15 protein-coding genes are annotated in these 13,389 nt (G+C 58.2%); 9 read left to right on the plus strand and 6 right to left on the minus strand.

The features are described from left to right. The first annotated feature begins 39 nt into the window (after nucleotides 1–39). The 5 genes from GEV02_RS11720 (at nucleotide 40) to GEV02_RS11730 (ending at nucleotide 5,801) form a co-directional block, all read left to right on the plus strand. The gene (locus GEV02_RS11720; RefSeq protein ID WP_152838168.1) at nucleotides 40–396 is read left to right on the plus strand and encodes a transcriptional repressor; all 357 of its coding nucleotides are present in this window, start codon (nucleotides 40–42) and stop codon (nucleotides 394–396) included. A 944-nt stretch (nucleotides 397–1,340) separates the two neighbouring features. After that, on the plus strand, nucleotides 1,341–1,484 hold the full coding sequence (locus tag GEV02_RS32840; protein ID WP_174999071.1) for a hypothetical protein: 144 nt from the start codon (nucleotides 1,341–1,343) through the stop codon (nucleotides 1,482–1,484). Nucleotides 1,485–1,623: 139 nt separating this feature from the next. Then, nucleotides 1,624–1,761 carry a hypothetical protein gene (locus GEV02_RS32845; RefSeq protein ID WP_008447073.1) on the plus strand — a complete coding sequence of 46 codons (138 nt, stop codon included), beginning with the start codon at nucleotides 1,624–1,626 and terminating at the stop codon, nucleotides 1,759–1,761. 141 nt (nucleotides 1,762–1,902) lie between these two features. Beyond that, nucleotides 1,903–2,268 (plus strand): hypothetical protein, encoded by a 366-nt coding sequence (locus tag GEV02_RS11725; protein WP_152838531.1) that lies wholly within the window; start codon nucleotides 1,903–1,905, stop codon nucleotides 2,266–2,268. An 83-nt stretch (nucleotides 2,269–2,351) separates the two neighbouring features. After that, nucleotides 2,352–5,801 carry a response regulator gene (locus tag GEV02_RS11730; protein ID WP_152838169.1) on the plus strand — a complete coding sequence of 1,150 codons (3,450 nt, stop codon included), beginning with the start codon at nucleotides 2,352–2,354 and terminating at the stop codon, nucleotides 5,799–5,801. Nucleotides 5,802–6,008: 207 nt separating this feature from the next. Here GEV02_RS11730 and GEV02_RS11735 read toward each other — a convergent pair whose 3' ends face one another. The 6 genes from GEV02_RS11735 to GEV02_RS11760 form a co-directional block, all read right to left on the minus strand. After that, entirely contained in the window at nucleotides 6,009–6,863 is an 855-nt protein-coding gene (locus GEV02_RS11735; protein WP_152838170.1) for a leucine-rich repeat domain-containing protein, read from the minus strand. 92 nt (nucleotides 6,864–6,955) lie between these two features. Beyond that, the gene (locus GEV02_RS11740) at nucleotides 6,956–7,177 is read right to left on the minus strand and encodes a hypothetical protein (protein ID WP_217433124.1); all 222 of its coding nucleotides are present in this window, start codon (nucleotides 7,175–7,177) and stop codon (nucleotides 6,956–6,958) included. A 203-nt stretch (nucleotides 7,178–7,380) separates the two neighbouring features. Further along, on the minus strand, nucleotides 7,381–7,683 hold the full coding sequence (locus GEV02_RS11745) for a DUF5076 domain-containing protein (protein ID WP_152838171.1): 303 nt from the start codon (nucleotides 7,681–7,683) through the stop codon (nucleotides 7,381–7,383). Between the two features lie 396 nt (nucleotides 7,684–8,079). Further along, complete coding sequence (locus tag GEV02_RS11750) at nucleotides 8,080–8,499, minus strand: hypothetical protein (protein ID WP_152838172.1); 420 nt, start codon at nucleotides 8,497–8,499, stop codon at nucleotides 8,080–8,082. Nucleotides 8,500–8,768: 269 nt separating this feature from the next. After that, complete coding sequence (locus GEV02_RS11755) at nucleotides 8,769–10,169, minus strand: M16 family metallopeptidase (RefSeq protein WP_152838173.1); 1,401 nt, start codon at nucleotides 10,167–10,169, stop codon at nucleotides 8,769–8,771. 4 nt (nucleotides 10,170–10,173) lie between these two features. Beyond that, a complete protein-coding gene (locus GEV02_RS11760; protein WP_152838174.1) occupies nucleotides 10,174–11,487 on the minus strand; it encodes a M16 family metallopeptidase in 1,314 nt (437 codons plus the stop codon). Between the two features lie 116 nt (nucleotides 11,488–11,603). On the opposite strand from GEV02_RS11760, the gene GEV02_RS11765 reads away from it, so the two are divergent. The 4 genes from GEV02_RS11765 to GEV02_RS11780 are packed head-to-tail and all read left to right on the plus strand — an operon-like array spanning nucleotide 11,604 to nucleotide 13,386. Beyond that, complete coding sequence (locus GEV02_RS11765) at nucleotides 11,604–12,083, plus strand: acyl-CoA thioesterase (protein WP_408014848.1); 480 nt, start codon at nucleotides 11,604–11,606, stop codon at nucleotides 12,081–12,083. Between the two features lie 9 nt (nucleotides 12,084–12,092). Then, complete coding sequence (locus GEV02_RS11770) at nucleotides 12,093–12,371, plus strand: KTSC domain-containing protein (protein ID WP_008447084.1); 279 nt, start codon at nucleotides 12,093–12,095, stop codon at nucleotides 12,369–12,371. A 14-nt stretch (nucleotides 12,372–12,385) separates the two neighbouring features. After that, nucleotides 12,386–12,886: an SET domain-containing protein gene (locus GEV02_RS11775; RefSeq protein WP_152838176.1), complete on the plus strand. Its 501-nt coding sequence runs from the start codon at nucleotides 12,386–12,388 to the stop codon at nucleotides 12,884–12,886. Between the two features lie 11 nt (nucleotides 12,887–12,897). Continuing rightward, nucleotides 12,898–13,386 carry an MgtC/SapB family protein gene (locus tag GEV02_RS11780; RefSeq protein ID WP_152807418.1) on the plus strand — a complete coding sequence of 163 codons (489 nt, stop codon included), beginning with the start codon at nucleotides 12,898–12,900 and terminating at the stop codon, nucleotides 13,384–13,386. Nucleotides 13,387–13,389: the final 3 nt, after the last annotated feature.

Below are 13,389 nucleotides of genomic sequence, written 5' to 3' on the forward strand. Positions count from 1 at the left end.
TTCTCGACGTTCCACTGTATCTAACACTTAAAAGTTCCAATGTATCTTAATGCAACCTTCTCTGCCTCGCCGTTTGACGACCATTACCAAATGGCGTTGATCTATTGTTTTGACCAAGATCAGAACTATTGCTTTTCACTTTCCAGGTTTCCAGGTGAAAATGAAATTGAAGTTATGGTGCTTGATCAAGTTAATCGTAAGGTCAGCGATCTTTCCGTCGTACTGGAAGGTTCGACTTTGAACATTGCGTTGGATGACGAGCTTGCGGCGCAACTTGACGGCCATGGCAGTTATACAATTTGTTTGATTGGTATTGAGGCCCGTAAGCTGGAAACCCTTCGTGACGCCCTTCGAAAAATTTTTGAAGGTAAGCATGGACTCAGAATTGAAGGTTGATACAAGATAAGAGAAAACTTCAGCAGATGAGAAACTTAGACCGCATATTACTTGCGTTAATCGTGGTCGCGTTAATTTGCTTTCCGTCTTTGAACTACGACCTTGCGTTAGATGGAGCAGAAACAACTTACTTTGGCTTCCCTTTTCCTTGGAATTCCAGAGGCGTCGCGGTTTCATTGGGGAAAGATATCTATGTCATTCCGCTTATTCTGGATTTATTTTTTTGGACGTGGATTGGAAATCTAATTTTCCGAAATACGCGGCGCTTTGGTACAAGAATCAGGATGTTCATTCGCTGGACGATATTGGGGCTTGGCCTATCGAGTCTCTCTCTAGTAGTCGTAACGTTTTTGTTTAACGAAAAGTTCTTCCACTTATGGCCGCTACCTGGTCCTTTTTATGTGGTCGCAGTTCGACTCGGGTTAGGCTTCTGACAGCTGCGGACACAGCTTACTCAATACCTCTATCCATCTAAAATGATACTGATTCACAGCAACCAAAAATTCGAATGCAATCTTACCAATTCTCAATTCCAGGGAGTATTGGTTCTGAATACTGAGCGGCGAGCTGAGTTGCGAAAGCTCGTTGAGTCCGAGCCTGAAGACTGGTACTTGGACCGGACAGGCGAACGGCTTCCTCCAGACCAGCTCTTCGAGGCGTCGCCTTGGAGTATGGAAACTGCACAAGGGGTCATCAAGATATTGATGAGATTTTTAGACCTTGAGTCAGGAAGCGCAGTGTTTAACGTGCCTGATAGCTATGCCGGGGAATGGTTTCGGTGGCTTGACGACCAACCTATGCAGGAATAGACGGATCTCGACAGCAGTCGGATAATGCGACGACCAGCGTGCGTCACCGCACGCTGGCCGCGCATCGCTTCCTTGTTTATCCGTCGTTTCCCCTAATCTGCTTCTTGAACCCGCCCACTTCAGGAGGACAGCCCCATGACGACCCACGCCCACACCACGCCCGAGCCCGACATGCCGCCGCCCGAGCCGGAAAAAGATCCGCCGCCGGACAATATGCCGCTGCCCGACCAGGCGCCGATCGAAGAGCCCCAGCCCAAGCAACCGCCGATCAAGACCTGAGTTTCCAACAGTGACAAAGTGTGATTGTTGTTGCTCAACGGATACATATTTTAAACTTTGTGTTGTCCGTCACACCGGCGTAATCAAAGAGTTTCTATAATTTAGTCAGGTCATCGTTTTTCCTCTCACGGAGAGCATCATGGGCAATTCCTTACACAACAAAATCTACCTCGGCCGTCGTAGCGTCGCCTTTAGTGCGAAGCGTGTCCAAGCCCTGATTTGTGTAGCGGCGTTTGCCACCATCGGCCTGATCTGGCTGGCGATTCGAGCGTTGTGAATCACACTTTATTCTCGTCTTGAAGCGGCCATGCCGCCTCCGGTCGCGTGCCGGAGGCGTGGGAGAGGCGCATTTTCTTGCCGTCGCTCCGCCGGGCGCGTACCATGAGGGCCGCAGCAGTCTCTTATGGAAAAAATGGCAATGAAGAACGAGAAATTAACGCAAGACGAATACAACGCACTCGATGAAGTGAAGCGCGGCATCAAGGGCGAGCGCGTCAGCGCCTGCGTCGGCCGTAACACCAAGCGCCTGGCCGGCCTCAAGCTGTTCAGCATCGCCAAGAACGGCCGCATTTCCCTCACCGACAAGGGCGAGGAACTGTTGTTCCTGCGCCGCTGCGTGCTGGGCTTGCGCGCCATTGAAGCCGATCCGGCCAGCGCTATCGATGCCGACGTCGCCCTGTTCCTGGGCAAGAAGTCGCACATCGTGCCGCGCGCCGAAGGTGGCTACGCGATCAGCGACAAGGGCAAGGAGTCGCTGGCGGACATCGCCAGCCAAGGCTTGTAATACAAAAAAACGCTCCGCCGGAGCGTTTTTTTTGCGTTAATGTAGAGCTATAAAACAAAACAAGAAGAGACCGCCAAGCCGCCATGAGATTGACGACCCTGCAGAAGTTCCGAAAACTGTTCGGCATTCTCGTCGCTGCGGTCGCTGCGGTGCTGCTGCTTGTTACGCTATTCGTGGTCCATGTGCTGCAGGTCAGCCAGGAGCGCTACTACGCCAACGCCGCCGAAACGGCGCACAACCTGGCGGTCTCGCTGGAAAACTTCCTGCACTCGCATTTCGAAGAAGTCGACCTGGCCATGCGCCGCGCCGGCGTCGAGTTTCGCACCATGCACGAGGCCGGCCGCTTCGACGACGAAAAATTCAGCGCCTACCTGCGCACGCTGCGCGAGCGCATCCCCAACGCCCAGGCGGTGCGCGGCTCGGACGCCGCCGGCCGCGTGATCTACGGCGAGCAGGTCGACCCGGCCCATCCGCAAGACCTGACCGTCCGCGAATTCTTCCCGCGCGCCCAGGTCGAGCACGATTTGATTGTCGGCTTGCCGGTCAAGTCGCGCATCAGCGGCGAGTGGGTGCTGCCGCTGGTCTATCCGCTGGCCATGCCCGACGGCAGCTTCGGCGGCACCGCCTACGCACTGATGACCAGCTCGCGCCTGACCACGCTGTTTTCGTCGCTGAACATCGGCCCCAACGGCTCCATCCTGCTGCTGGACGACCGCCGCCGCGTGCTGCACCGCTATCCCTTTGTCGAAGACATGGCGATCGGCACCACCATCAAGGTGTCGCCGCAGACCCAGGCGATCCTGGAGGGCCGGCAGAAGGACGATACCTACACCGTATTCAGTTCGCGCGACAACCGCGAACGCACGTTGAGCCTGGAGCGCGTCGGCAACTATCCCATCTATGTGGTGGTGGGGCTGGCCAGCGACGATTTCCTGGTGCCGTGGCACAAGGAGGTGCGCAATGCCGTGATCTTCCTCTGCCTGCTGCTGGCGTTTGCCGCGGCGCTGCTGGCAGGCGTGTGGTACGCGATGCGCAAGCAGTACCAGTCGGTGCTGCAATTGTTGGATACCGACCGCGCATTGCAGACATCGATGGCGCAGCTGACCGCATCGGAATCGCGCTGGCGCTCGCTGACCGAGGGCTTGCCGCAAATGGTGTGGACGGTGACGCCGGAGTTGCGCATCGATTTCATGAGCCACCATTGGGAGCGCTTCAGCGGCGTGCCGACGGCGCGGTTGCTTGCGGCCGGCGATTGGTCGCCGGTGCTGCATGTGGACGACCGTCCGGCGCTGCTGGCCGAGTGGCAGCGCGCGCAGGCCACCGGCGGCGCCTTCCGCTGCGATTGCCGGCTGCTGCGCTATGACGGCGTGTGGCGCATCTTCGACAACCACGCGCTGCCGCAGAAGGATGCCGAGGGCAGGGTGCTGGGCTGGGTCGGCAGCAGCACCGACCACACCGAGGCGCGCGAAGCGCACGAGGCGCTGTTGCTGGCCAAGGAGGCGGCCGATCAGGCCGGCCGCGCCAAGTCCGAGTTCGTCGCCAACATGAGCCATGAAATCCGCTCGCCGATGAACGCGGTGCTGGGCATGCTGCAATTGCTGCAGCAGACCGAGATGAGCGAACGCCAGCAGGATTACGCGGCCAAGGCCCACGCGGCCGCCAGCGCCTTGCTGGGCCTGCTCAACGATATCCTGGATTTCTCCAAGGTGGAGGCGGGCAAGCTGGCGCTCGATCCCCATCCGTTCAGGCTCGACAAGCTGTGGCGCGACCTGGCCGTGATTTTGTCGGCCAATGTCGGCGCCAAGAATATCGAGGTGCTGTTCCATATCGATCCGCAACTGCCGGCGATGGTGGTGGGCGATGCGCTGCGCTTGCAGCAGATCCTGCTCAACCTGGCGGGCAACGCCATCAAGTTCACCGAGCGGGGCGAGGTGGTACTGTCGGCCCGGCTGCTGGAGCGCAAGGGCAACGCCTTGTCGATCGCCTTCGCCATCCGCGACTCCGGCATTGGCATTTCGGAAGAACAGTGCCAGCGCATCTTCGACGGCTTCTCGCAGGCCGAGGCGTCAACCGCGCGCCGTTACGGCGGCACCGGCCTGGGCCTGGCGATCAGCCAGCGTCTGGTGCGCTTGATGGGCGGCACCTTGCGCGTCACCAGCGAACTGGCGAAGGGCAGCGTGTTCGAATTCATCGTCGATCTGGGTGTGGCGGAGGCGCAGCAGGAAGCGCCGTCTGAGCCGCCGTCCGATCAGACGTCGTTGAGCGGCCTGAGCTGCCTGGTGGTGGACGACAACCCGACCGCGCGCATGGTGTTGCGCGAGATGGCGCTGTCGTTCGGCTGGCAGGTCGACGTGGCCGAGGGCGGCCACGAGGCGCTGGCGGCTGTCGGCGACCGCATGGTGCGCAACGAAGCTTACGACGTGGTCTTCATCGACTGGCGCATGCCGGCGCTGGATGGCTGGGAAACCAGTTGCCATATCCGCCGGCTGGCGCCGTCAGGCAAGCTGCCGCTGATCGTGATGGTGACGGCGCATGACCGTGAATTGCTGGCGCAGCGTCATCTGGAAATGGAGCCGGTACTGGATGGCTTTGTCGTCAAGCCGGTGACGGCCTCGATGTTGTTCGACGCGGTGGCCGATGCGCGCATGGAGCAGCGGGCGCCGCTGGCCGCAGTCGCGCTGCCGTCGATGCGGCGGCTGGAGGGCTTGCATTTGCTGCTGGTGGACGACAATCCGGCCAACCAGCAGGTCGCCAGCGAACTGTTGAGCAATGATGGCGCGGAGGTTGAGGTCGCCAGTTCGGGGGCGATGGCGATAGCCGCCGTGTCGCGCCACGGGCCGCTGCCGGATTTGATTTTGATGGATATCCAGATGCCGGAGATGGATGGCTACGAAGCGACGTCGGCGATCCGTCGCAAGCTGGGCGCGAAGGCGCCGCCCATCGTGGCGATGACGGCCAACGCCATGCCGGCCGACCGCGTCGCCGCGCTGGACGCGGGCATGGTCGATCACATCGGCAAGCCTTTCGACTTGGCGCAGTTGATCGCAGTGATACTGAAGCACGCGCGGCGCCATGGTGCAGCGCCGGCGGCAGGTGACGGAGTTGCGGCGGCCGCTGTCACCGCAGCGACCGCGGCCATAAACGCCAGCACTGCTGCCGGCGCGGTACCGTTGCCGGAAGCGGGCATCAACAGCGCGGCCGCGCTGAAGCGCCTGGGCGGCTTGCACTCGGTCTACCTGATGGCCTTGCGGAGTTTTGTGGTGGAGGCGGGACAGCTCTCAGGGAAACTGCAAACTGCCCATGTCGATGGCAACGCCGGTGCGGCGCTGCCACTACTGCATACGCTCAAAGGCCTGGCCGGCACGGTAGGCGCCGACCGCCTGGCCGGATTGTCGCAACTGGCCGAACTGGCGCTGAAGGCTGGAACCGGTGATGCAGCCTGGGATCAACTGACCCTGGTGCTGGACGCCGTTCCCGGCGTGCAGGACGACGTCCAACATCTGGTGCGCCAGCTGGACCCAGCCGGCGCCTGATGTTCATTGAGTTTTGCCTGATTTTGTTCAATTTATTTCAAAATTAAACAGCAATCTTGGGAAATTAAACTCATGCACTTCCGGTTACGCCCCATCTCGGACCTTCGCACTTATTATCGAAATCACCCCAAAGCGGGAGTAATCTATGCTTGAGACCGGGGCATATCCGAATGCAAATCAACACGGACAGGGCCCCCTGGCGCAGCCTTATTTATATGCAACGGAATAAGAACTTTGGTTCAAATCAGACGTTTTGTGAGAGAAGTGCCTCTTTTCGGTAAAGTACACATCGTCCAGTCGTCGCAAAGGCAATAGATCGCCGTCTAAGACATCGGTCTTCATGAACCGAAAGGTTTTCAGCTTCTTTAGGCGCTCAACAAATGCAATCGTTTTTATCGGGCCGCAATCATGTAACTTCAGCTCTTCAAGATTTCCGCAATTCCCCAGTTGTTCGTAATCGGCTATCTTCTTGCAGTCGGAAACAATGAAAGAACGTAGATGCGGCAGATGCAACGGCCCCAGCGCCTCAAGCTTATTCATGTAATGCAACTCAATTTTCCTTAATTTATCAAATCTGGAAACCCCGCCTAAGCTGTGAATTGTCGACTGAACCAATTCAAGTTCCTGTAATTCGGGAAAGGCTGGAAAATCAGCAAGATCACCTGCAACAGATTTGTACTTCGATAATCTCAACGATGTAATACCTGATTGATGTGCATTCCTTAGTAAGTTCTTCCTCCAATCCCCAGACAGCCTTCTAAGAGGCGGTAGCATCGAAAGGTCAATTACTCGAACTACGTCATCAAGCGATAGCTCCTCCAGCTCTGGAAGAGCACTTAATCCCTCCATGTCTAAATCAGGCAGTCCCCGGAGAAGAAGTATCTTCAATCCCTTAAATTCGCTAAGCACCTTGAGTGAATCGATTGAACATCCATCACGAGATGAAAGACTTATACCGTCAGCATTCTGCTCAGCATAAGATCGAAGAGACGCAATCTTGTCCCCAGGAAGGAATCGCATCACGCGATATCGCCCCCATTTTAAAATTTCAGGTTCACTCATGTTTTCGTTCATTGATGCTTACTTTATCGTATCTGAACATGGCCGCTATTGGCCGGTTTCAGCCTTCAATGGCTGACGCTATTTTGAGTGCATCACTTGCCCTGTTTGGGCTTGTACTTCGGGTTAGCTAGAAAACTGTTTGGAACGATATTTCCTATAGCGTCAACCTCCCACGCTCCGGCAATCGCTTCCGGCGGAACAGTATCATTTGGCCCGTAAGTGCCATCAATAACGTACACCCAACCGTTCGGGTGCTTCCTCGCCTCTTGAATCATCTCCGGTGTAGGTTTCAGTTTAGAGAAATCTGTTTCCAAAGCCGCAGCTCCTCCAGCTATCAACGAAAGCAAAAACAACGGTGTAGAAATAACGAGTGTACGAATTAGCACTGTGGTTCCCTAACATTTGCTTTAATTACCGGGCCCGCCTTGCGAAGAATCTTATCTTGCCAAGAGTAGCCTTTTTCCTTTGTTCTTCATGGTCGTCTCGCGATGGTCTGCTGTTGGCCGAACTGAGTCGATTATACAAACCCACCTTTGAGATCCGAGGTCGGCGCGGCGAGCTCCTCGTTTAACCCACGGCGAATTTTTTGCAGAGCTACCTGCTCTTCATCAGCATTTTCAGGATGAAGTGCTCGCGCAATATGCCGAGCCGCATCCGCAAGTATCGTCCCCCAAGCCAATTCCTCGTCAACGCCCATCCCGTCCCTGTACATGCCGATCTTCAATGAGCAATGCAATTGCTTTTCAGCTACCCATACGCGCAGCATTTCCACCGATGCCGCGTCCCTTTGTGCTGCAGTAGGTATTGGACGTTCGTTCATACAAATCTATCGTCAAGTTTTAATGGCGGCTGTTGGCCACTTACGGAAGCGGGTCTTTATCATCGTTCACGAGGCCACTAGCTAAAAAATCATATCAGTTACGAATTCTTGTGGCTCGTTATCTCAGCCAATAGCTCGGGCGGAATTGACTGGCCATTTGAACTCAAATGCCGTGCCGTTTCATGCAATAAATTCATTCGTGTAATTTTCACTACGGCCCATGCAATGATTGCAGCAATCGGGACGAGAAGAGCGATTATTGGAATCAATAGCGGCGACACATCGGTTAGAAAATTCATTTTTTTCCATTCGCAATAAATTTAACTTCAAAAAATCGGTATCGTGATGAGTGACGGCTTTTGGCCGATTGCGGCGCAAGCCAGGTCTTGAAAGTGGCTACTTATTGCCATTCACTGCATCGCCAAAACCCCGTCCTAGATCATATGTAATGCGCTTTCCCCAAGCGAGAAAATCATCTTCTTTGCCCGCGTAGGAGCCAAAAGTCTCGATTTCACTCTGCGCGGGATGGCGAAAATCAGCCATGCGGTGGAGCGTGATTCTTATCATGGCTGGGTGAGCAGGTTCTGCCGGAGTAGTAAAAACATAAATAAATGAATCTGCATTTGGATCTATTTTCGTGTAGCCGTTTGCCGTTTCGCTTACCTTCTTCTGATAGCTTTTCAATTGAGCTAATTGGACTTCACATTTGCGTATGCTTTCAGCCGAGGAAAAACCCTCCGGGGGAAGCGTAATTTCATCTGCACCAAATGCCAGTTTAGCGATAAATAATATTGATATAAAAAGTATTTTTATCATGCTATTTTACTAGGCTGATCATTGAGGTAGCCACATAGTACGAATCGTCTGCTTTTGGCCGAACTCAGCCAGCCGTCAAGCGCCTAGCATAGCAGGTTGCATGAAGGGAATATTCTCGGATTGTCACGTCAACCGGAGCCGCAAGGCTCCAACGGCGCGTGCAATCAGCGCCCGCCGAACAAAAAAGGGCTGGCACAAGGCCAACCCTTTGATTTCAGCGTTGTATAAATTGCCGGCTCTCTCGTGAGTCGAACACAGCAGCCGACGGATTACTGCGGCTGGAAACCATCCGCGCTGATTTGCAGCTCGGTCACTTCACCGTAAGTCTTGGCGATATCACGAATGGCGTCGGCTTTCCCCACCAGCACGGTTTGCAGCTTGGTGCGCGGGAAGTGCTTGTCCACCAGCGCCTTGGCGCGCTCCGGCGTCAGGCTGTCCACGTCCTTCATGAAGTTGTCGATCTGCTCGCGGCCTACCTTGGACGCGTACATATCGCCCAGCAAGCCGGCCAACTGCTCGCTGGTCTCGTAGCGCGGCGGGAACTGGCCCTTGACGTAGGCCTTGGCCGATTCCAGCGTCGCCTTGTCGATGCCCTTGTCCCACAGACGCTGATAGGTCTTGTGCGCCAGCGCCAGCGCCGCCTCGGTCTTCGGCAGCGCGGTGAAGCTGGAGATGGCGAAGGTGCCGGTCTGCGACAGCGTCGCGAATTCGCTGCGGGCGCCGTAGGTCAGGCCCGAGTTGACGCGCAGCTCATCATTCAGCCACGACGTGAAGCGGCCGCCGACGATGGTGTTGAGTACTTGCAGCGGCACGTAGTCCGGATCGTTGCGGGCGATGCCCACGCCGCCGATCAGGAAGGTGGTCTCAATCGCATCCGGCTTGTTGACCAGCCACACGCGCGCCTTGTCGGCCTGCACCTTGCCGTTGTCCTGCTGCGGCAGCGCCGGGCCGCTGGCCTTCCACGCGCCGAACAGCGATTCGATCTGCTTGCGCATCTCGGCCGCCTGGAAGTCGCCGACCACGATGATGGCGGCATTGTCCGGACGGTAGTAGTGCTGGTAGTAACCCTGCACGTCGCTCTGCTTGAGCGCGCTGACGCTGCTGACCGTGCCGCTGGCCGGAATCGCATACGGCGAAGTGCCGAACAGCATGGCCTTGTAGTAGTTGTTGACCACGTTGCGCGGCGCTTCCTTGGCCTGCTTCAGGCCGTTGACCTTGCGGTCGCGCAGCTTGACCAGCTCGGCTTCGTCGAAGCTCGGTTGCTGGATGATCTCGGCGAACAGCGGCAGCAGCGTGGCGCTGTCGGCGCGGGCGAAGTTGGCTTGCACGGTGCTGGCCTCGGTGCCGGCGCCGCCGGCCAGACGCGCGCCGCGGAAGTCGAAGGCCTGGTCGATGGCGGTCTTGTTGTGGGCTTTGCTACCCAGCAGCAGGGCGTCGCCGGTCAGGTTGGACAGGCCAGGCTGCTTGGCGTCATTGACGGCGCCAGCCTTGACCACGGCGCGCACCGAGATCAGCGGCACTTCATGGCGCTCCATCAGGTAGACGGTCAGGCCGTTGGGCAGGGTGACGGTGTCGAAGGCCGGCAGGCGGAAATCGGCGGCGCCGGCCAGCGGCGCGGCGGCCATGGTCGCCAGCACGGCGGCGGCCATCACAGTTACTTTGATGCTCATGTAATCAATCCTCCTTCGCAGCCAGCACGCCGACGGTGCGCTGCGATTTTTTCAGGTATTTGGCGGCGACGGCCTGGATATCGGCCGGCGTCAGTTTTTCGTAGGCGGCCGGGGCGTCGAACATTTTCTTGTAGTCGCCGAAGAACACCTCGTAATTGCCCAGCTGCTGGGCCTTGCCGTTGATGGTTTCCTGTTCGCGGTACAGGTTCAGCAGCTTCTGGTTCTTGACCTTTTGCAGCTCGTCGGCCGATACGCCGTCCTTGATCAGGCGCTCGACTTCGGCCAGCAGCGTCTGCTCCAGCTGGGCCGGCGCGGTCTTGGCGGTAGCCACGGCCGACAGGTACAGCAGGCCCGGGTCGAAGCCATCCATGCTGCTGGCGCTGACCTGGGTGGCCAGCTGCTGCTCGACCAGCGCCTTGTACAGGCGCGAAGTCTTGCCGTCGCCCAGTATGCTTTGCAGCACTTCCAGTGCGTAGTAGTCGGCGCTGTTGGCGGCCGGGACCTTGTAGGCGATCACCAGATTGGCCGAGGTGGCCGATTCCTTGGCGACGAACAGGCGGCGCTCGCCTTTCTGTTCAGGCTCGACGGTGCGTACGGCCGGCGGCAGCGCGCGCTTCGGAATGCCGCCGAAGTATTTGGTGGCCAGCTTCTTCACCTCGTCGGTCTTGACGTCGCCGACGATCACCGACACCGCATTGTTCGGCGCGTAGTAGGTGGTGAAGTAGCGCTGCAGGTCGTCCTGGGTCCAGGCCTTGATGTCGGACTCGTGGCCGATCACCGGCCACGAATACGGGTGGGCCTGGAAGGCGACGCCGTTGATTTCCTCGTGCAGCGCGCGGATGTTGGAGTTCTCCAGGCCGGTGCTGCGCTCGGACAGCACCACGCCGCGCTCGCTGGCGACCATTTTCGGGTCGATCGACAGGTGGGCGATGCGGTCGCTTTCCAGCGTGAAGATGGTTTCCAGCGACGAAGCCGGGAACCAGTCCTGGTACACGGTCAGGTCGTTGCTGGTGTAGGCGTTGTTGGAGCCGCCCTTGGCTTCCATGGTGCGGTCGAACATTTTCGGGCCGAAGTTCTTCGAGCCGTTGAACATCATGTGTTCGAAGAAGTGCGACAGGCCGGTGATGCCGGGCGCTTCATTGCGCGAGCCGACCTTCCAGAACGTGTACATATTCGCGTTCGGGATGGTGTGCGACTCCAGCACGATGAACTTCATGCCGTTGGCCAGCGTGAAGGTGTGGACCTCGTCAGCCGTGACGGCTTGGGCGGTGGCGGCCATGCCGAGCATGACGCTGGCGGCCAGGACTTTCCATTTCATGAGTGCTCCTTTGTGCGTGAAGCGCAAAGCATACGATAAAGTTAGTTGTTTTTGATAACTATTTGCGAATGAGGACATGAGCGGATAGCATGTAGAAAACAACTAGGGAGTATGCAATGGAAAAACCGATGAGCTGGACCGCCCATGAACTGAGCATGACCGTGCTGATGACGCCGGACATGGCCAATTTTTCGGGCAACGTCCACGGCGGCACCATCCTCAAGTACCTGGACAGCGTGGCCTACGCCTGCGCCAGCCGCTATTCGGGCAGTTATGTGGTGACGCTGTCGGTGGACCAGGTGATGTTCCTGCAACCTATCCACGTGGGCGAGCTGGTCACTTTCCTGGCGTCGATCAACTACACCGGCCGCACGTCGATGGAGGTGGGCATCCGCGTGGTGACGGAAAATATCCAGCAGCGTCTGGTGCGCCACGCCAATAGCTGCTACTTTACGATGGTGGCGGTGGACGAAAGCCGCAAGCCGGTCGAAGTGCCGACGCTGGTGCCGGAAACCACCGAACAGAAACAACGCTGGGACCAGGCCCTGCTGCGCAAGCAGGCCCGTCAAATGGTGCATGGAGCTCGCAAAGCCTGAGGAGGCTGTATGGAAATGAAGCGCATCAATGCCGGCAAGTTGCGCGCCATCGGGTACGATGCGCGCGACCGCATGCTGCGGGTGGAGTTCGACGACGGCAGCGCCATCGATTACTCCGGCGTGGGCAACGAGGTGTGGCGCAAGCTGTCCACATCGGGCGCCGCGTGGAGCTATTACCGCGATAATATCGAGGATGAATTCACCGGACGGCGCGACGTCGTGCGCAAGCCCACCAGCCGCGCCGACCTGGAAGACCTGTTCAAGCCGCCCGGCGGCGATGCCACTTAACCTGATCCGTACTTATGCTCACTGAAAACGTCCTGGAAAGTTCCGCAGTATTGTCCGACCAGCTGGCCTACGTCGTCAGGACGTCGCCGGTGCATGGACGCGGCGTGTTCGCCAACCGCGACATCGCGGTCAGCGAATGCGTGATCGAGTACACGGGGCGCGAGATCCCTTGGTCGGAGGCGCTGGAGCGCGCCGCCGCGCAGAACATGCCGCACAATCACACCTTCTTCTTCAGCCTGGCCAACGGCAACGTCATCGACGGCGGCGACCAGGGCAACGAGGCGCGCTACATCAACCATTCGTGCGAGCCGAACTGCCAGGCCATCGAGGACGAGGGCCGCATCTACATCTACGCGCTGCACGACATCCGCTGCGGCGACGAGCTCAGCTACTCCTATCCGCTGATCTACGAAGGCCGCCACACGCCGGCCATCAAGCGCTCCTTCGCCTGCCACTGCGGCGCGCCGGGCTGTACCGGCACCATGCTGGAGCCCAAGAAGCGGCGCCGTTCCTGAGGCCTTCACAGATGCTGGACTATTGGGATATCACGGCCCGTCTCGCGATTGCCTTGCTGTTCGGCTGCATCGTTGGCCTGGAGCGTAACTTGCGCGGCAAGCCGACCGGCATGAAGACGCTGGGCCTGGTCGCGCTCGGCGCCGCGCTGGTGACGATGGCCAGCATGCAGTTCGCTCCGCTGGATAGCGAATACGGCCGCGACGCCTTGAGCCGCGCGGTGCAGGGCGTCATCACCGGCATCGGTTTCCTCGGCGCCGGGGTGATTGTTTTCCACGCGGAGACCTCCAAGATCAAGGGCCTGACCACGGCCGCCTCGATCTGGGTGACGGCGGGCATCGGCATCGTGTGCGGCATGGGCGCATGGCGGGTCGCCGGCATCGGCCTGATCCTGGTGATGCTGCTGTTCCTGCTCGGCCACCCGCTGGAGCGCATGCTGCACAAGCGCTGGCTGGGCAAAAGCGAGAACGAGCGGGCGGACATCGACTTGCACGACGAATAGCGC

The organism is Rugamonas aquatica (assembly GCF_009380215.1).
Classification (GTDB): domain Bacteria; phylum Pseudomonadota; class Gammaproteobacteria; order Burkholderiales; family Burkholderiaceae_D; genus Rugamonas; species Rugamonas aquatica_B.

What these genes read in the sequence shown, in the direction of transcription:
- GEV02_RS11720 (WP_152838168.1), top strand. Translation starts at nt 40, where the DNA reads ATGTATCTTAATGCAACCTTCTCTGCCTCGCCGTTTGACGACCATTAC.
- GEV02_RS32840 (WP_174999071.1), top strand. Translation starts at nt 1,341, where the DNA reads ATGACGACCCACGCCCACACCACGCCCGAGCCCGACATGCCGCCGCCC.
- GEV02_RS32845 (WP_008447073.1), top strand. Translation starts at nt 1,624, where the DNA reads ATGGGCAATTCCTTACACAACAAAATCTACCTCGGCCGTCGTAGCGTC.
- GEV02_RS11725 (WP_152838531.1), top strand. Translation starts at nt 1,903, where the DNA reads ATGAAGAACGAGAAATTAACGCAAGACGAATACAACGCACTCGATGAA.
- GEV02_RS11730 (WP_152838169.1), top strand. Translation starts at nt 2,352, where the DNA reads ATGAGATTGACGACCCTGCAGAAGTTCCGAAAACTGTTCGGCATTCTC.
- GEV02_RS11735 (WP_152838170.1), bottom strand. Translation starts at nt 6,863, where the DNA reads ATGAGTGAACCTGAAATTTTAAAATGGGGGCGATATCGCGTGATGCGA.
- GEV02_RS11745 (WP_152838171.1), bottom strand. Translation starts at nt 7,683, where the DNA reads ATGAACGAACGTCCAATACCTACTGCAGCACAAAGGGACGCGGCATCG.
- GEV02_RS11750 (WP_152838172.1), bottom strand. Translation starts at nt 8,499, where the DNA reads ATGATAAAAATACTTTTTATATCAATATTATTTATCGCTAAACTGGCA.
- GEV02_RS11755 (WP_152838173.1), bottom strand. Translation starts at nt 10,169, where the DNA reads ATGAGCATCAAAGTAACTGTGATGGCCGCCGCCGTGCTGGCGACCATG.
- GEV02_RS11760 (WP_152838174.1), bottom strand. Translation starts at nt 11,487, where the DNA reads ATGAAATGGAAAGTCCTGGCCGCCAGCGTCATGCTCGGCATGGCCGCC.
- GEV02_RS11765 (WP_408014848.1), top strand. Translation starts at nt 11,604, where the DNA reads ATGGAAAAACCGATGAGCTGGACCGCCCATGAACTGAGCATGACCGTG.
- GEV02_RS11770 (WP_008447084.1), top strand. Translation starts at nt 12,093, where the DNA reads ATGGAAATGAAGCGCATCAATGCCGGCAAGTTGCGCGCCATCGGGTAC.
- GEV02_RS11775 (WP_152838176.1), top strand. Translation starts at nt 12,386, where the DNA reads ATGCTCACTGAAAACGTCCTGGAAAGTTCCGCAGTATTGTCCGACCAG.
- GEV02_RS11780 (WP_152807418.1), top strand. Translation starts at nt 12,898, where the DNA reads ATGCTGGACTATTGGGATATCACGGCCCGTCTCGCGATTGCCTTGCTG.